Raw genomic sequence first — 18,130 nt, 5'->3', positions numbered from 1 at the left:
ACATATAGTCCCCTTTTGACGTAGCCTTTCCATTTTTAACCTTTAACTATTGTTTAAAAAGTGGCCCACTTATAACTGTAGTATGGAACTCTCCTGCTTCACCACAAGGGTCGATACCCCTTTCTTTAAATACCTTATTAACAAAAAAGTTATGTACGTAAAAAAGGTTGCATATCTTGCTAATATTCAACACTAAAGTAGAGTTTCACTTTTTCATCTATAAGTAAATTTTATAAGAAAAGTTGTTCCTTCAGATCCTGTTTGAATTTCAATTTTTGCATTATGACGTGCAGCTATGGCATAGCATATGCCCAGCCCTAAGCCAGTGCCATTATCTTTAGTCGTATAAAATGGAGTACCCACTTTCTCTACTATTGCAGGACTGATACCTTCTCCTTCATCCCGTATTGCAAGAACTACACAATTTTCATCTTCCTTGTATGTACTGATGAATAGTACCTTACCTGTGCTCATTGCTTCTAAGCCATTACGGTATAGATTTATTATCAATTGTCGTATTTCGTTACGATTTAAAAGTAAATCTGGAATGTCTTTCAGATTAAATTGAATAAATTTGTTTTGATTAAATGTATCTATCTTTATTAAAGGAGTAATATCTCGAATAATAGAATTTAAATCTAACATCTGTAAATCGGATGTCTTTGTATTACCTATAGAAAGAAATTCAGTAATAATAGAATTGGCACGGTCAAGTTCTTCGATCATTACGCTAAAGTAATCATTATGTTTTTCGAATTCGCTCTCGTTACTTAATAGTTGCAAAAATCCTCGTACTGTTGTCATGGGATTTCGAATCTCATGGCTAATACCTGCTGCCATCTGACCTATTAAGTCTAGGTTTGATAATCTTTTCAATTCCTTCTCATATTTCTTTTTTTCGGTTATATTTTTTAATAGGCAGCAGATACCCTCATCATACGGATAAGCAACTACTTCGTAACAATAATCATTATAGGCTGAGGTCATTTCGAAATGTACTGCTATTCGCTCTGACATCGCACGATGAAATTCCTTATACATGACCGAGCCTATACATTCAGGGAAAATTCCCCATATATTCCGACCTAATACATCTTTTGCCGTTTTCCTTTGCGGCAAATATTGATATTTATTTATGTAAAGAAATTCCCACTTTTTGTTCAATGCAAAGAATCCATCCGTTATACTTTCAATAACACTTGTAACATTTTCATTAGCAGTAGCTAGTTCCCTTGTTCGCTCTTCTACCATATTTTCAAGTTGGTCCATATATAACAAGTTTGAAAACGTAGGGGCTGTGGCATCAACTATTGATTTTGCTAATTGAATTTGAGATTCATGGTAATTACAAGCTTCCCCTCCTAAATTGACAACCGTTATAACACCTAATACTTCCCCCATTGAAACCAGTGGAATCATAAGTAGACTCATACTATCTATATTTGGAGTGAGGATTATACTTTTTGTTTTAATAACCTGTTGAATCATAGCTTCGTAGCTTTGGTTTAAACTTATGCTTTTAAGATTCTCCATCCAAGTCGCTTCTGTCCACTCACAATCTTTATTTAACTTCATGTATGTGGTAGTATTTTTCGCCAACGGATCCAGGATATGCGCCGCACTTTTTTTGCTATCTAAAATCTTTCCTAGGTAGTAAAAACATTTGTCAAGACTTTCCTGCACCGAGGAACACATCGATAAATCACGTGTAACATCGAGTAACAACTGTTTTTCTGCTATAAGGTTTTCCTTTTGCATTAAATTATTTGCGTTTTGAATTGCAACTGCAGCCATATTCACATATGCTTCAACACTTTGAATTTCCGACACTGTTAAATCCATCGGCGTTCCATAATCAAATAAGAAAACTAAACCAAATATCTCTTGTTCATATAAGATAGGCAGTGCTAATAAGGATTTAATTTTGAAGGCTTCTACCGATCTCAGGTCCGGCCGATTATCCTTTGAGGTATCAGAGATATAGACAGTTTTTTTAGTTTCAATGACTTCTTTGGCAAGTAAGTCTGTTTCAAGATCAATTACCTGTGTATCGAGCGTTATGCCATTCATATCTTCTGGTTTTCCTACAAATCCCCTAAATGTGCCATCTTTTTCGGGTAAATAAATACCAACCGAGTTACATTGCACGATTTCCTCGGATATTGCCTGCGTTACACGCTGGAAAACTTCACGTATTTCTAACTTTGTATTAATTACTTTGGTTATACTCGCGAGCCTAGAATATCTCGTCTGTTCACTTAACATTCACATGGTCTCCATTCTAAGCCAACTAAAATTATAAATATATTTTTTAGCTAACAGTCTAGTTCAAGATTAGTTTACTTAATATTATTTCTATATGCTATTATACATGGAAAACCTCTAATACTTATGATGAGGTTTACCGAAACTAACACTAAATTGTGTTATTTTTTCTTCGACCATCCTAACTCTAATCTATATTTTATACAAGCACAGTATTCACAATTAATAAAACAGATTGCTTAAAGCCTTGATAAATTAGAGATAATCATTCTGGAATTACTGTGTTTACCTAGGTTGTTTTAGTTACTCTATCCTTCTTGGGTAAAGAACGTAAACTACCAAGTTGCAACTTCGCTCATATTCTGGTGTCGATGCATTACAACAAGTAAATAACACAAGCAGAAGCTATTAAATTACTGCGTGGCAACAACTTAACAATAGCCAAAACAGATGCGGAGTTCCACCAATATCACTGCGTAAACGCAGTATCGTTCTTCCATCATTATGAACAATCGGTTGGTAAGTAACAATAATAGTCTTAAATTATTTTAACCATAGGACATGCTCCATGCCTCGCCACTGGTTTTTATAAGGAGATTTCATTCTCCGCTATTGGGAGTTTATTTAATTCAATTTCCCAATTGCATGCAAGATAACATGTTCTTCCATCCCGCTACAATAAAACATTATCAATATTCTAAAAAGAGAAAAGAGTCTTCATATATGCATATGCACCTATGAAGACTTCCCTATTTCTACAACTTAAATTGTTGCAATTTGATATTTAGTTCTTCAGCCACAGTAGTTAATTGTTCCGTACTATTCGCGATTTCTTCCATTGATCCTACTGTTTCCTGGATTGTTGCCGTTGTTTGTTCGACACCGGCTGCGGATTCCTCCGTGATGGCTGCAATTTCGTCAATTGAGCGATTAATTTGCTCCGTTTTCGTGGCAATGCCTTGTAGATTTTCCATGATGCCCTTGAATATTCGAAGACATCAGATTCACAGCCATAGCGATATTCTCGAACGTTTCACCCGTATCAGTGATTTGTGCTGTTCCTTTTTTCACCTCATCATAACCTGTTTGTAGTGATGTTGTAACATTAATCGTTTCGCTTTGAATACGTGTCACAATCGAGGAAATATCTGTAACAGAAAGGGAAACTTGCTCAGCCAGTTTGCGTACTTCATCAGCTACAACCGCAAAGCCTTTCCCTTGTTGGCCTGCTCTTGCTGCTTCAATCGCTGCATTTAATGCTAGTAAATTCGTTTGGTTTGCAATACCGTCAATAACAACAACTAATTTTGAAATTTCCTGTGATTGACTATTTAATCGCTCTACCTTGGACACAGCCTCTTGTACAATTCGATCAATTGTATACATTTGCTGAGTTGATGAATTCATTAATCCTTGGCCAATATCAGTTAATTGTAAAACTTCAAGGGAATGCTTAGCCATTGTTGAACCTGCATCCGTTGCTTGTTGTACATTTACTTTAAAGTTTGTGCTAAATCACTTGCACTATTCGCCTGCGATTCTGAGCCATCTGCTAAATCCGTCATCGTTATTGCGATTTGTCCAGCGCCATCTTTCACCCCTAACGCGGATTGTGCGAGCTCTTCACTACTTGCCGCAACATTTTCAGAAACTTCATGAATCGTGCTCAATACGCTATGTAAAGTGCTATTAACAGTGTTCGTCGATTGTATAAGTAACCCAATTTCATCTCGTGTTTTTTGTTCTAATGGCGGTTGACTTAAATCACCCTTTGATCCACCCTTTCCCTGACAAGTCAAAACATAAAGTATTATTTATTCTATCACTTTTGAATATTCTAATAAATAAGAAAAAAGTCTTCACAGTGTGCAAATGCACATAACTATGAAGACTTCCTTACTTTTTTATAGCTTAAATTGTTGTACTTGCGTATTTAAACTTTCAGCAACAATCGCTAATTGCTCCGAGCTACTCGCTATTTCTTCCATTGCTCCCGCTGTTTCCTCAATCGTTGCAGTCGTTTGTTCGACTCCAGCAGCTGATTCCTGCGTAATCGCTGCAATTTCATCAATAGAGCGATTAATTTGCTCTGTTGTCGTAGCAATACCTTGCAAGTTATTTGTAATCCCTTGAATATTCGACGACATAAGATTCACAGCTGTCGCGATATTGTCGAACGTTTTACCCGTATTGGTAATTTGTAACGTTCCCTTTTTCACTTCGTCATAGCCTATTTGCAGTGAAGTTGTAACACCCGTTGTTTCACTTTGAATACGTGTCACAATAGATGAAATATCTGTAACAGAAAGCGAAACTTGCTCAGCTAACTTACGTACTTCATCAGCTACAACGGCAAATCCTTTTCCTTGTTCGCCAGCTCGTGCTGCTTCAATTGCTGCATTCAAAGCTAGTAAATTTGTTTGATTGGCAATGCCATCTATTACATCGACTAATTTTGAAATTTCTTGTGATTGACTATTTAACCCTTCGACTTTGGACACAGCTTCTTGGACAATTTGATCAATTGTGTACATTTGCTGTGTGGAAGCATTCATTAGTCCTTGTCCTGATTCTGTCAAATGTAAAACTTCTTGTGAATGCTTGGCCATTGTAGTTCCTTCATCCGTAGCTTGTTGTACATTTACTTTAAAGTGTTCCATCATATTTGCTAAATCACTTGCACTACTTGCCTGAGATTCTGAGCCGTCTGCTAAGTCCGTCATCGTAAGAGCAATTTGTTCCGAACCATCCTTCACCCCATTAGCAGATTGCGCGAGCTCCTCACTACTTGCTGCAACATTTTCAGAAACTTCATGAATCGAGCTCAATACGCCGTGTAGCTTACTATTCATACTATTTGCCGATTGCACAAGCAACCCAATTTCATCTTGTGTTTTTTGTATTAATGGAGCTTGGCTCATATCCCCGTTGGCCATCGCTATAATTTTTTGTACGACCTCTTTTATCGGATTCGTAATGATACGCGCTGTTATAATAGCGACGATAATTGCAAGGATGATAATTATCGTACCAATGAATGCTCCTACGTACATTGTTACCTTCGACTGTGTAATCATTTCATTACCGAGTACATTAATCGCTTCTTCACGTGCTAATGCAATTTCTTCGTAGCCTAGCATTACTTCCCCTGCTAGAGCATCCGCCGATTTCAAATTTTCAACGGCAAGCTCTTTATTGCCTTTATCATATTCATCAAATACTTGTGTCTGTATTATTCCTCGCCATTCTCTTGCCTTTTCAACAAGTCCCGCCAAATTTTCATCTGTCCCAAATTCGCTCAAGATGGCATTATTAGCTTCTGCAATTTCAATATATTGCTGAAATGACTCTTTATAGGCCTTATTTCCTGTTAATACATAGCTTTTCGCTGCCGATGATCGAATACTAATCGACGATGCCAATTTTTCACTAGCTATTAGCAGTTGTAATTCCTTTTGTACAATATTTTCTCCGGCAGTAATGACGCGCGTATTAGCAAAATAATTATATGTACTAAAGCCAAAAATAAAAAAGACAATGACAAAAAAGGCGCTTAATAGCTTAGCGCGAATTGTTTTGAAACGAAATGTATTGCTCATAAATATGTACCCCTCACTTTTCTCCTGCACCCATAAAATTGTAGTTATTTTATTCAAATATAGCATATACCCCAAATATAACCTATCGCTCTAATTGCGTATTTCATACTAAGTTCACATAAAAAAAGTAGACACACCATTGATCCTTGTACCTACAAAAATAGTAATTTTTACTTTATTACAAGATAGACGAGTTATATTAGTACACTTTTGTATGAAAAAGTCTATATTTTATAGCACCCTTTAACACACCTTTATACCCACCGAACTAAGCAATATCCCTATAATAGAGCCTATTTTAAAAAAGTTGTAAATAAAAATCGCCAATTCGAATTGATGCGACAATTATTATTCAATTGAATTTTTGAATGTAAAACTAAAATAAATAAAGGAATACTAAATTAATGGTTATATTGGATAAATCATAAAAAGGATAAAAAATTTCAAAACAAAAAACCCAGAAATAATTTCTGGGCTCGATGACACTTATTACTTCTAGCTGATTAAAACTGTCGGGCTTTCGCTTCGCTTCTCAAGATACGGTTATGCAGAGTAATCTCTGTTTGCCCATTTACTTGAGATTTTGCATGCTTCATCCTTGACCAGTTATGGCGGATTTTTCGAGATTTTGGGTCTAATTCTTTAGGCCTACTCATGTCGCATCCTCCTCATCAAATTAGATTTCTTAAGTGAAATCCTTATTAATATGGCTATTTCCACGATGATTATACATTTTTTTTAGTTTCATTGATCCCAGTTCCTTTGCCAAATGTTTTTCTTCAAAAAAATGGACCCAGAATAATTCTGGGTCCGAGTACACTTATTGCCTACAATTGACTATAACTGGTTTAATTCAGCTTCAAATATCAAGCAATAACTATTCAGAGAAAACTCCGGTTAACCATGCCTGTAATATAAATGAAGCTTACTCAATGTTCAGTTGTGGCGGACTGTCCTGAGATTCCTGTTCTACTGGCTTAGAATTACTCATGATGCATCCTCCTCATCAAATTAGATGAATAAGTGTTACCTAAATAAGTATGAGCTGTTTGCAATGAAACTATACATGACTATAAATTTTTTTTTTGCTGTCCAATCAAAAAAACTACGCATGGAATTTAATACAGCAGTAGTACTAAGATTCCATTTATCATTCGCCTTTTTTATGTAAAAAATTTGAAATTTATTGACAAATCAATACTATACGCCATATACTATCCATATACTATATAACGTATAATATAAAACCTTATATAGGTATAGTAATGTGAGGTGAATAAGATGACGTTTCAACTGGGCTCGTCTTTACTAGATGCTTGCGTGCTCGCTATATTAGAAAAGGAAGATGCTTACGGGTACTCTCTGACGCAAGAAGTCCAATCGGTCATGAATATTTCGGAGTCAACGCTTTATCCTGTATTGCGACGCTTGCAAAAGGCTGATTTTTTAACAACCTATGACCAGCCATTTCAAGGAAGGAACAGGCGATACTATCAGATTACGGGACTAGGGCACTTGCGTTTACTAGAACTTCTTACCGAATGGAAAATTTATAAAGAAAAAGTAGACAGTGTACTATTAGGAGGGAAATTAGATGGATAAAGCAGGTTATTTAAAAAACCTAAGGAGTAGATTACACCGACTCCCAGTGCATGAAATTGATTCTGCACTTATTTATTATGAAGAATATTTCGATGAAGCAGGAGAAGAGAACGAGCAACAAGTCATAAAACAGCTAGGACCACCTTCGCAAGTGGCTGCACAAATATTAGCCGACTTTGCGATTAAAGATTTGGACGCGACACCACCTTCAACGAAAAAGAACATGTCAGCAATTTGGCTAATCATCCTTGCTATATTATCGGCACCACTTTCGTTACCACTTCTCGCTGTGGCAGTGGCGCTCATCATTTCAGCTGGTGCAGTCGTTTTCAGCTTTGTTATTGCTATTTTAGCTATTGTAGGTGGTATTTTATTTAGTGGACTTGTCGCGCTCATATCGGGTTTTTTCATTATTATAGAACATTGGCCGACAGCACTACTATTTATTGGTTTTGGGCTTGTTACAACCGGCATTGGCCTCTTGATCTCGCCTACCATAATCCGTCTCATTAAAAGAACTGGTGTTGTCTGTGTAGAAATATTAGCTAAAATGTTTCAGAAAATCACACGGAAACGAAAGGGGGATTTCCAATGACTACTACTCGGCTTAAAATTATTGCAGGTTGTATGATTGCAATCGGCCTTGTATTCGCCATTATTGGTTTTGCATCTGGTGGACAATGGTATATTTTAAAAGACAATACAGGTTTTTACGTACCAAACGAAAAAACTTTTGTGTCCCAATCATACGAACTTGACAAATTCACAAAAATTAACATTTCAAATGAACACTCGGATATTGAAATACTTCCGTCAGATCGTTTTTCATTAGAAATAAGTGCTTTTGAAACGTCAGATGTTACGTATGTTGTAAAAGCCGATACGCTAACAGTAAAGTCTCGCAACAAAAATGAAAACGCAATGACAATCGGCCTTGGACCATTTAAATCGCCTTCTATTAAAATTTATGTCCCTAAGGATGTATTGCTCTCAAACATTACAGTAGATTCTAGCTTCGGGGATGTAAACTTGCAACAATTAAATTATGAACAGCTCAATCTGGATGTGCGCCACGGAGATATTTCATTCAATAACATTGAAGCAGGTTATACAGAAATTAATAATGCATTTGGGGATTTGACGTTACATCAATTTTCAAGTGACAGTTTAGTAATTGAAAGCGAGCATGGCGATATTGACGTCACTGGCGAGTTAAACGGAAAAACGACGATTTCTTCTAGTTTTGGAGATGTTGGCCTTAGGTTATTAAACAAAAAAAGTGATCTCGGATTTGTTTTGAGCACATTCTTTGGAGACCTCACAGTAAACGATAAAGATTCTGGAACGAAACTATCCCAACTACATGAAGGGAATAACCAGCTTGAAGTTTCTCTCTCCCATGGTGATCTCGAGTTATCATTAAAATAAACCAAAATAGATACCTATAAAAATCTTATAAGTATCAAATTCTCCATATAGCAGAGGCATCCGCAAAAAACGGATAGTCTCTTCTTTTTTTGCCTCAGAAACAACAATTAGCCCAAATAGGACTTATTCTTGAAAAAAATCATAATTTAATTTTAACGCCCATTGTTTTCATTTCCACAATAGTGTACGATATACACTATAAAGAAAACGAGGTGTTTGTGTGAATGAATTATTAAATTCACTGACGACTGAATTACGAAGAGGAACATTGACACTTGCCGTATTAAGCCAATTAAGCGAGCCACAATACGGTTATTCTTTAGTACAGTTGTTAGAAACATCGGGTATTGCTATCGACCAAAGCACACTGTATCCCCTTCTTCGCCGTTTAGAAAAACAAGAATTATTAACGAGTAGTTGGGATACAACTGAGACCCGCCCGAGAAAGTATTATGTACGAAGTGATTATGGAAAGCAGGTATTTGAGGCATTGAAAGTCGAATGGGAAAAAACATCTAATGAGTTAGCCTTATTACTTAAAGGGGATGAAAAAGATGGAACAGATTAACTTGTACATTTATGAAGTAGCAAGAAGATTACCCGAAAAATTACGTGCAGATATCGAAATGGAATTGAGGTCAACCATTTTGGATATGATTCCAGATGACTATACAGCAGATGATGTAGACACCGCGCTTACAAAACTGGGGGATCCAGCTCAATTGGCCGATCAGTACCGCGGGCAACCTAATTACCTAATTGGTCCGATGTTATTTGAATCGTATATGACGATTTTAAAAATGGCCGCATCCATTGCCGTTATCGTTCATGTTATCGTACTTACCATTCAACAAATCACGAGTTTCACACCAGATACACAGCTAATCGAATCTGGTATTGATTTGGTTATTCACTTTATAGGTGGAAGCGTAGAAGTATTAACTCAAGTATTTTTCTGGGTTACAATTATCTTTGTGATCATAGAACGTGTGACGGACGATGGTGCCAAAAAGTCGATGCTACCAAAACCTTGGACACCAAGTGATTTAAAAAACATCGTGCCAGTAGAAAAAAAGAAACGAATTTCCAAACCTGAAATATTTTTTGAACTTTTAGGTGTAATCATTTGGGCTACTGTTTACTTTAAAGCATCTGATCTTATCGGAATTTACGAACAAGGTGGGTCACATGACAAACTTCATTTTGTAGCCCCCCTTTTCAATCGAGACGTACTTTTAACTTTATGGCCAATTATAGGGTCACTAATTCTGTTTGAAATTGGTTTGATTTTATATAAGTGGATTGTTGGCAAATGGACAAATAAAATAGCTGTTTGGAATATGATTTATCACGTTGCGCTTATTATTGTGACTGTTATTTTCATCCAACAATCCAATTTATTTAATACTGAGTTCATCCGTTATACAGGGGAAGTATTTAATGCGGCAAGTGATTCAGTCATTTTGAATTGGTGGAATAGCACAATTTGGGCTGTCGTTTCGGTCATGATTATAATTTCAATTATCGATATTTTTAATGGTTTTAGAAAAGCTAAAATGTAATCTTCGTACAAATAACTGGGAATTTTGGCGATATTAACGGGGCAGAAGGATAGAAAGTTGAAGTGGCGGATAGAACAGCCATTTTGATGGATAGCCAAAATAATTCATGCAAGTAAGGGCCTAGAGGAACGATCTAGGCTCTTTTTTGACTTCAAAAGTGTGCTATTTACATTTCTTCATAAATATACATAGAAGTAAGATAGCACATTAACAATTCCGTGTTATTGTAAAATTCAGAAAGTGATATAATAATAGAATATTCAGTACATAAGGAGGGATTGTTTGAAGTTAACAAGAGAAGAAAAGTCCTGGATACTTTATGATTGTGGGAACTCTGCGTACTCAATGGCCATAACGACCGCCCTCTTCCCTATTGTCTTTGGCATGTTTGATGGTGTGAATAATATGGATCTTGGGTATTTTAATTCGCTCGCTAGTATTTTAGTCGCTTTATTAAGTCCCATTTTAGGTGCACTTGCCGATTATAAAGATAAGAAAAAGCGCTTCTTTACGTTCTTTGCTTTACTCGGAATCATCGCGACCTTATCCTTTGCATTCATTTCTCCAGCTAGTGGTCAGTGGCAATTATTAATTGTCGTCTATGTGCTCTCGTGTATCGGCTTTGCAGGGGCGAATATTTTTTATGATTCCTTTTTAGTCGACGTTACATCCGATGAACGCATGGATAAAGTATCAACAAGTGGCTTTGCATTTGGTTATATTTCAAGTGTAATCCCATTTGGCATTAGCCTTGCTGTCATTTTCTTTATGGGCATGGATTTGGCAATTGGCTATCAAATTGGATTCTTTATTACGGCATTATGGTGGGGATTATTTACCATTCCAATGATCAAAGATGTCAGGCAGCGTCATTACATCGAGCCAGAGACGAATTTAGTTGGCAATAGCTTTAAGCGGTTAGGAACGACCTTTTTACAAATTAAAAATTACAAAGTAGTGTTCATTTTCTTAATCGCTTACTTCTGCTACATTGATGGTGTTGATACGATTATTAAAATGGTCGTGCCTTATGCAACAAGTGTTTTAGGCTCGGATTCATTTAATACTTTTATGTTACTTGCGATTTTATTAGTCATTCAAATTATTGCGTTTCCTTGTGCATTACTGTATGGAACACTGGCAAAAAAATACTCCACACGCTCCATGATTATTGTAGGAATATTAACGTATATCGTGGCATGTATCGCCGCATTCTTTATTTCTGAAATGTGGCATATATTCGTTCTTGGTGCGATGATTGGTTCTGCACAAGGCGGGATTCAAGCATTAAGCCGCTCCTATTATGGCAAAATTATTCCGAAAGAGCGTTCGAATGAATTTTTCGGCTTTTATAATATATTCGGGAAATTCGCGGCCATTATCGGACCCTTTTTAATGGCATTCACAACAACGATGACCGGTGTAGCGAAATATAGTATTTTATCCATTATCCCGCTATTTATTATTGGGCTGCTCGTGTTCTTACTACTACCGAAAGATCCTGCAGCAAATATCGATGCAGTGAGGTGATTTTTATGCAGTCTAAAAATAATTATGTCATCGTCATATCCTATGATGCCTTTTCAAAAGACAATTGGGATAGTGCGAAATGTAAGCCGAATTTAGCACAGTTGATTGCACATGGTGCAGCGACGAATCGAGTAAAAAGCGTCTATCCCACACTTACTTATGTCATTCATAGCTCATATGTAACAGGGGTTTATCCGAATAAACACGGCGTTTTTCATAATAACCCGTTTCAACCTTTTGTACCTGAAAAGGAGCAAAGCTGGCATTGGTATCGAGACGATTTGAAAATGCCCACCGTTTATGAATTCGCACGGAATAAAGGCTTAAAAACGGCAGGTATTTTATGGCCCGTTACAGGAAAAGCGGCGATACATTACAATATTCCTGAAATAAAAGCAGTTAAAAATGAAAATCAAGCTTTGAAAATTATAAAAAATGGCAGTAAACTCTTTACGCTTGCGATGGAATGGAAATATGGGAAAGTACGTCAAGGAATTGCGCAGCCGTATTTAGATGATTTTATTACAAAGTGCGCGGTTGATACGATTATAAACAAAAAGCCCAATTTGTTGCTCATGCATTTAATCGATCTCGATGATTCGAAGCATTTGCATGGAACACAAGGTCCTCATATAGAAGCCGTATTGGAACGAATGGACCGTCGCATTGGCGAGCTTGTGAAAGCGGTTGAAGATGCGGGCATTCGTGACGAAACGACCTTTTTAATCGTTGGGGATCATGGACAGCTAGATGTTCGCTATAAAATTTATTTAAATCGTTTATTTTTTGATAATGAACTCATCTATGAGGAAAATGGTGAAATGAAATGGCGCGCCTATGTTCAAGGTGCAGGTGGTGCAGCGTATTTGCATGTTCAACAAGGTGATGAAGAAGCAAAAGCTACTGCAATAACCTTGCTAGAGGCATTAGCAAAAAAAGCGAAATATGGCATCGAGGCGATTTATTCCCGAAAAGAACTCGACAAATTCCACGTAGATGAGCAGTTCGAGTATATGATTGAAGCAAAAGAAGGCTATTGTTTTGAAGATGACTATACAAAAGAAGTCGTTGTTGATTTACACGCGCTCGGTCAAAAATATGCAACACATGGCTACTCCCCTGAAAAAACCGATTACACAAGTAATTTGATTATTTCAGGCAGTTCGATTAAAGCTGGATTTGATATAGGTGATGTGAGTGTTGTCGACATCGGACCAACGATTGCGCATATTTTAAAGCTCCCATTCGAGAATGTTGACGGTCGTGCTTTGATCGAGATATTCAAATAGTAAAAGAGCCCAGGACATTTATTCTCGTCCTCGGCTCTTTCTTTATTCCTTCGCTCTTTCAACGAATGGAATACTTTTTGCATTTGCTAAATTATATATATAACTCGTTACATGTGATTTGTTTTCTTTTAAGATAAATTCTTGTCCGTCCGCCATTTTAAATACATAATCCCCTAAGTCGCCGGATACATATTCCAAAGCCACTTCACTCATATCTGCCCATTCTACCGATTTCTCTGACCAAATATTTTTCACTACAATTTGTTCTGAGTCAATGACCGTATACATTTGTGACGTACTATAAAGTGTATAAATCCCCCCTAATACGATAAGTGTGCTTAGTAAAAATGTCACTTTTTCTCGTTTCCAAAATAGCAGCAAACATGCCACTGCAAATAAGACAAAGGCAAAAACAATAACTAAGGTGCTTGTCATAAAAGGATAAATATATAGCTTAGTATCATCATGCGTAAAAAATGTTTCGATCAGTATAATTGGCATAATGATTGCAAAAAATGGTGATATGATGAGCATAGCAATCGCAGCCATTGAAAAAAATAATCTTGGTGAAGTATTTTTAAACATAGCGTACCCCCTAATCTGTGTTATAATTTCAATTATATACCAAACCAAATATAAATCACCTGCTTTTTTTCGCATTCATAATCGCCGAATTAATCAAGTCCGCTTCCTTTTTCAATTTCACATAAGATACATACCAAATGATAAAGAAAATCACACTTGTAGAAATGAAATACATGAAAAGATTGATATAAGACATGGATACGAACTCTAACCAAATGGATACGAACTCTAACCAAATGGATACGAACTCTAACCAAATGGATACGACTAAAATCGCACTTATTGTTGTTGCATAATGAAGAAACACTTGAACTTTATGCTTTATGTTAAGCTGATAAATGAAGTGTCCAAAGCCTCCTCCAATAAGGGCAACTATAAAAATTTCGAGGACAATAAAGTCAAATCTCGTTTGAATTTGATTAAAGATTTCTTCCCCTCTTTCCCAATACGACACACAGAGCGATAACATAAATATCATACATCCCACTGCAAATGATTGGATCGTCGTTGAAATTGCCTTTTGCATCATGCTACACCCCCAATTTCTTCTTGAAATCTGAATCATTCTCTTCTTGATCTAAAGTTCGTTTCATATGTTTGAATCAAATATTGAAATACTAGTTCAACACTAAAATCTGCCTTGTAATACATTCGCACTTACAATACATGCCGTCTACCCCCAATTTTGCAGAATGTTTTTGTTACTTAAAAGGACCTGCTATGGGGAAATTTTAGTACGATTCCTTCTTCTCAATAGCTCCAAAAATAGGATGAATTTTTTCCGATTGAGATGAATATCTAATTAGGATTACGCCTCCTCCCACGGTAGCGGCGCAATAAATGCAGAAAGATTCGGAAGTAAAACTTTATAAAGGCTGGCCTTGCACAAAGCTGTGTGACTCATGTGCTTAGCCAGCCATACAAGCACACACTCAATAAGAATCCATAATAGAAAACTTACATCAAAGGCTATATAGAATCTTTTGTTTAACTTAATTAGATCAATAATTAGAGGCTGAGATTTCATTATTTTGATAAAAGACTTGACCAAAAGGTGTTATCATACTATAATTTCGTTTATTATTCTAAATATTTAATGAGCGATGACAAGAACATATTAAGCCAGATCTCCCTGTTGGCAGAGAATCAGTGGTTGGTGGAAACTGATACAAAGATCTGTGTGAATTTCATTCTTTGAGCTTTTTTTATACTACTTTTTTGAAATACGTGGTATGAAAACGGATTAAACCGTTACTTTTACAAGTGGGAAGCAATTTTTGTTTCCAATTAGGGTGGTACCGCGTGAATAGCCACGTCCCTATCGTTACAGATAGAGACGTGGCTATTTGTCTTTTTTTCTATCAGGGACAAGAAATAAAAAACAGATTGGATTGATTAGCATTCAAACATCACAGCAATGGTCATCAAAGATTGGTTTTATTTTATCTGCTGCTGGATCAGCTATAGGAGTAGGCGCAATTTGGAAGCTTCCTTATGTCACAGGAGTAAGTGGAGGAGGAGCATTCTTTCTTCTCTTTATTTTATTTTCATTATTCATTGGTTTCCCCCTATTATTAGCGGAGTTTATTATTGGGAGAAGCACACAAAAAGAAGCGGTTAGTGCTTACCGGAGTTTAGCGCCTAATACACAGTGGCATTGGATTGGTAAGCTCGGGGTATTTACTTGTTTCCTATTATTATCCTTCTATAGTGTAATTGGTGGATGGATTGTCATTTATTTTGTCAAAGGTTTGTTTGGAGGTATCATTAGTGAAAGTGCAAATTACGGCGCTGTCTTTAATGAAACGATTGCCAATCCCCTGTTAGTTATTGGCGCACAATTTGCCTTTTTAGCAATTACTGTGCTAGTAGTCGCAAAAGGGATTCAAAATGGGATTGAAAAAGTTAATAAAATTTTGATGCCCGCATTATTTTTACTATTTTTTGTTCTAATCATTCGCTCACTTACACTCGATAATGCAATGGAAGGAGTGAAATTCTTTCTAGCACCAGATTTCTCAAATATTACTTCACAAAGTATTCTGTTTGCGATGGGGCAAGCTTTCTTCTCTTTAAGTGTCGGTGTATCCGTAATGGTAACGTATAGTTCATATCTTTCAAAAAAAGAAAGTATAGTTCAGCCTGCTATTTCGATCGTTTCCATGAATTTATTCATCGCTTTATTAGCAGGATTAGCTATTTTCCCAGCTGTTTTCTCACTAGGTTTAGAACCAGCTGAAGGACCTGGTTTACTGTTTGTAGTATTACCAGCTGTGTTTGATCAAATTATTTTTGGTGAAGCCTTCTTATTAGGATTTTTAGCATTATTTTTATTTGCCACATTGACTTCTGCCTTTTCAATGTTAGAAATTATTGTAGCCACTTTTGTTAAAGGAAAAGAAGAAAAGCGCACAAAATATGCCTATATTATTGGTGTTTTAATTTTTGCAGTAGGTGTTCCTTCTGCATTATCTTATAGTGTTTTCTCGGATATATTAATCTTCTCGAAAAACATTTTCGACTCGGCCGATTATTTAGTAAGTAATATTTTAATGCCACTTGGTGTATTTTTAATCGCCATTTTCGTACCAATGAAAATTAAGAAAAGCACTTTACGAGAGGAACTATTACAGCATTCTCGTCTAGGGGCAACTGCCTTTAACATTTGGTTCTTCATTATGAAGTATATTATTCCTCTTGTTATTATTATCGTATTCCTTGATATTACAGGTATACTTGATAAAATTATTGCACTTTTCTAGAATAAAACACCCTACCAAATACAAAAGTGATGAACGCTTGCAGAAATTCTGCCAAACGTTCGTCACTTTTTTTATGCAATCATTAGGTTTCTTGCACATGAAGCGCTTTTCGATAGACTAAAATACTACTTAACATGACAAATGAAATCACGACATACATCCAATCAACAGTAACAACTAACATCCAGCCACCTACAACGGGACCGATAAAACCACCTAAATTTTTTAGCTGCCCTGCCCCTAAATAAATGCCCTTTTGATCAATTGGTGCAATTTCTTCAATAACGGCATTCATCATCGGGAAACAGAAAATTTCTCCGATTGAAAAAATCACCATGCTGCCAATAAACATCCACGCATTATCGGAAAATCCAAGCAATAACAAACCGACCGAAAAAATCATGACACCTATTTTTAGAGATTTGTAGATTGACATTTTCTCAATCATAATTGTCAGTGGAAGTTGTAATGCTAACACGGTAATCGAGTTCGCCACGATGACATATGAAAACAGCTTTACCCCGTCCTCTACTTTCATATCAATCAATTGCGGTAGCGTCGAATCAAATTGTGCATAACCAAATGTAATCAAGATTCCACCAGCAATAAAATATAGCAATTTTTGGTCTTTTCTCACTGCACCAATGATTGCCCCTATTCGATGACCCGCCGCTAATTTTTGTTGCTTCATTTCATAACGGTTCAGCACAATAAATAAAAATACACCGTAAATTCCATACATGATGCCTGTAATCATAAATGGTACAGACGCGCTCGACATGCTCGAAACCCAAACGCCCAACAACGGTCCCAACACCGCGGCAATATTAATCGCTGTGTAACGGACAGAAAAGAGTCTTCGTTTTTTGGCGTCCTCCGTAAAATCAATCATCAGCGCTTGTGTACCAGGCTCAAAAAATGAACGACATAGCCCATTTAACGCATTTAACATTACAAAATATATGGCAGATGGTGCTAAAGCAAAACCGAGAAATGTTAAGCTCCAAACAAATACCGTACTAATAATAACGTTTTTTCGATTAAAACGATCCGTTAAGTATCCGCCAACAAGACCACCAAACGTTGCAAAAAGTGGCGCGACCCCTACTGTTAAACCAATAAGTGAAGGAGATGCCTGAAGTTGATTATGTAAGTATAAAGCTAAAAAAGGGATGGCCATAAAACTAGCTGTTCGAGCAAAAATAGTCCCACTTAATATAATCCAAACAAGTGGATGAAAATAATTGAAGATGGATTTCACTTTATAGATCCTCTTTCATTAATTGTGACATTTTACTTGAACAATTACGCCAAGGCGTAATTGCGTCTGGAATTTGAAGTTTGCTTATGCCTGCAAAATTTGTGACATCCGCCTAGGGCTTTATCATCGAGTAATGTGTTTTTTAACATCCATTACCCGATGATAAAAACACATACTCGTCTGCCAAGAGACAAGTATGTGTTGAATATCTATCGTTCCACTAAAACTATTTCTTTTTCTGTTATAT

The 18,130-nt window shown here is 36.4% G+C and carries 18 protein-coding genes and 1 other annotated feature; of the genes, 8 read left to right on the top strand and 10 right to left on the bottom strand.

From position 1 onward, the window contains the following. Window positions 1-46: 46 nt before the first annotated feature. The 7 genes from CSE16_RS21770 to CSE16_RS07380 all read right to left on the bottom strand — a co-directional run bounded on the left by CSE16_RS21770 (window position 47) and on the right by CSE16_RS07380 (window position 6,520). On the bottom strand, window positions 47-193 hold the full coding sequence (locus CSE16_RS21770) for a Dph6-related ATP pyrophosphatase (protein WP_253896193.1): 147 nt from the start codon (window positions 191-193) through the stop codon (window positions 47-49). 20 nt (window positions 194-213) lie between these two features. Then, window positions 214-2,265 carry a GAF domain-containing sensor histidine kinase gene (locus tag CSE16_RS07405; RefSeq protein WP_099423316.1) on the bottom strand — a complete coding sequence of 684 codons (2,052 nt, stop codon included), beginning with the start codon at window positions 2,263-2,265 and terminating at the stop codon, window positions 214-216. Window positions 2,266-3,020: 755 nt separating this feature from the next. Next, window positions 3,021-3,239 carry a methyl-accepting chemotaxis domain-containing protein gene (locus CSE16_RS07400; protein ID WP_099423315.1) on the bottom strand — a complete coding sequence of 73 codons (219 nt, stop codon included), beginning with the start codon at window positions 3,237-3,239 and terminating at the stop codon, window positions 3,021-3,023. Beyond that, window positions 3,196-3,726 carry a methyl-accepting chemotaxis protein gene (locus tag CSE16_RS07395; protein WP_099423314.1) on the bottom strand — a complete coding sequence of 177 codons (531 nt, stop codon included), beginning with the start codon at window positions 3,724-3,726 and terminating at the stop codon, window positions 3,196-3,198. The genes CSE16_RS07400 and CSE16_RS07395 overlap by 44 nt, the downstream gene beginning before the upstream one ends. Window positions 3,727-3,758: 32 nt before the next feature. Continuing rightward, entirely contained in the window at window positions 3,759-4,064 is a 306-nt protein-coding gene (locus tag CSE16_RS07390; RefSeq protein ID WP_099423313.1) for a methyl-accepting chemotaxis protein, read from the bottom strand. A gap of 105 nt (window positions 4,065-4,169) precedes the next feature. Then, window positions 4,170-5,864, bottom strand: a complete 1,695-nt coding sequence (locus CSE16_RS21765) for a methyl-accepting chemotaxis protein (protein WP_099423312.1) — start codon at window positions 5,862-5,864, stop codon at window positions 4,170-4,172. A gap of 503 nt (window positions 5,865-6,367) precedes the next feature. Further along, window positions 6,368-6,520 (bottom strand): YpzG family protein, encoded by a 153-nt coding sequence (locus CSE16_RS07380; RefSeq protein ID WP_099423311.1) that lies wholly within the window; start codon window positions 6,518-6,520, stop codon window positions 6,368-6,370. 625 nt (window positions 6,521-7,145) lie between these two features. On the opposite strand from CSE16_RS07380, the gene CSE16_RS07375 reads away from it, so the two are divergent. The 7 genes from CSE16_RS07375 (at window position 7,146) to CSE16_RS07345 (ending at window position 13,275) form a co-directional block, all read left to right on the top strand. Further along, the gene (locus tag CSE16_RS07375) at window positions 7,146-7,466 is read left to right on the top strand and encodes a PadR family transcriptional regulator (protein WP_099423310.1); all 321 of its coding nucleotides are present in this window, start codon (window positions 7,146-7,148) and stop codon (window positions 7,464-7,466) included. Continuing rightward, window positions 7,459-8,061 carry a DUF1700 domain-containing protein gene (locus CSE16_RS07370; protein WP_099423309.1) on the top strand — a complete coding sequence of 201 codons (603 nt, stop codon included), beginning with the start codon at window positions 7,459-7,461 and terminating at the stop codon, window positions 8,059-8,061. Before CSE16_RS07375 ends, CSE16_RS07370 begins: the two co-directional genes overlap by 8 nt. Continuing rightward, on the top strand, window positions 8,058-8,894 hold the full coding sequence (locus CSE16_RS07365) for a DUF4097 family beta strand repeat-containing protein (RefSeq protein WP_099423308.1): 837 nt from the start codon (window positions 8,058-8,060) through the stop codon (window positions 8,892-8,894). Before CSE16_RS07370 ends, CSE16_RS07365 begins: the two co-directional genes overlap by 4 nt. A gap of 220 nt (window positions 8,895-9,114) precedes the next feature. Then, window positions 9,115-9,462, top strand: coding sequence for a PadR family transcriptional regulator (locus tag CSE16_RS07360; RefSeq protein WP_099423307.1), 348 nt, complete (start codon window positions 9,115-9,117; stop codon window positions 9,460-9,462). Next, window positions 9,449-10,456, top strand: coding sequence for an HAAS signaling domain-containing protein (locus CSE16_RS07355; RefSeq protein WP_099423306.1), 1,008 nt, complete (start codon window positions 9,449-9,451; stop codon window positions 10,454-10,456). The genes CSE16_RS07360 and CSE16_RS07355 overlap by 14 nt, the downstream gene beginning before the upstream one ends. A gap of 345 nt (window positions 10,457-10,801) precedes the next feature. Further along, entirely contained in the window at window positions 10,802-11,986 is a 1,185-nt protein-coding gene (locus CSE16_RS07350) for an MFS transporter (RefSeq protein WP_216641142.1), read from the top strand. A 5-nt stretch (window positions 11,987-11,991) separates the two neighbouring features. Next, entirely contained in the window at window positions 11,992-13,275 is a 1,284-nt protein-coding gene (locus CSE16_RS07345; protein WP_099423304.1) for an alkaline phosphatase family protein, read from the top strand. 42 nt (window positions 13,276-13,317) lie between these two features. Here the strand turns inward: CSE16_RS07345 and CSE16_RS07340 are convergent, their stop codons facing one another. Together CSE16_RS07340 and CSE16_RS07335 are read right to left on the bottom strand one after the other, a co-directional pair. Next, on the bottom strand, window positions 13,318-13,860 hold the full coding sequence (locus CSE16_RS07340; protein WP_099423303.1) for an ATP-dependent exonuclease: 543 nt from the start codon (window positions 13,858-13,860) through the stop codon (window positions 13,318-13,320). A 55-nt stretch (window positions 13,861-13,915) separates the two neighbouring features. After that, a complete protein-coding gene (locus CSE16_RS07335; protein ID WP_157764760.1) occupies window positions 13,916-14,389 on the bottom strand; it encodes a DUF3021 family protein in 474 nt (157 codons plus the stop codon). Window positions 14,390-14,954: 565 nt separating this feature from the next. Continuing rightward, window positions 14,955-15,183: a binding site (T-box leader), on the top strand. 77 nt (window positions 15,184-15,260) lie between these two features. Here CSE16_RS07335 and CSE16_RS07330 point away from each other — a divergent pair. After that, on the top strand, window positions 15,261-16,622 hold the full coding sequence (locus CSE16_RS07330) for a sodium-dependent transporter (protein ID WP_099425777.1): 1,362 nt from the start codon (window positions 15,261-15,263) through the stop codon (window positions 16,620-16,622). A gap of 82 nt (window positions 16,623-16,704) precedes the next feature. Here CSE16_RS07330 and CSE16_RS07325 read toward each other — a convergent pair whose 3' ends face one another. Further along, window positions 16,705-17,883 (bottom strand): MDR family MFS transporter, encoded by a 1,179-nt coding sequence (locus CSE16_RS07325; RefSeq protein WP_099423301.1) that lies wholly within the window; start codon window positions 17,881-17,883, stop codon window positions 16,705-16,707. Window positions 17,884-18,130: the final 247 nt, after the last annotated feature.

It is taken from the genome of Solibacillus sp. R5-41 (assembly GCF_002736105.1).
Classification (GTDB): Bacteria; Bacillota; Bacilli; order Bacillales_A; family Planococcaceae; genus Solibacillus.
This window is presented reverse-complemented; position numbering and strand designations above follow the sequence as displayed.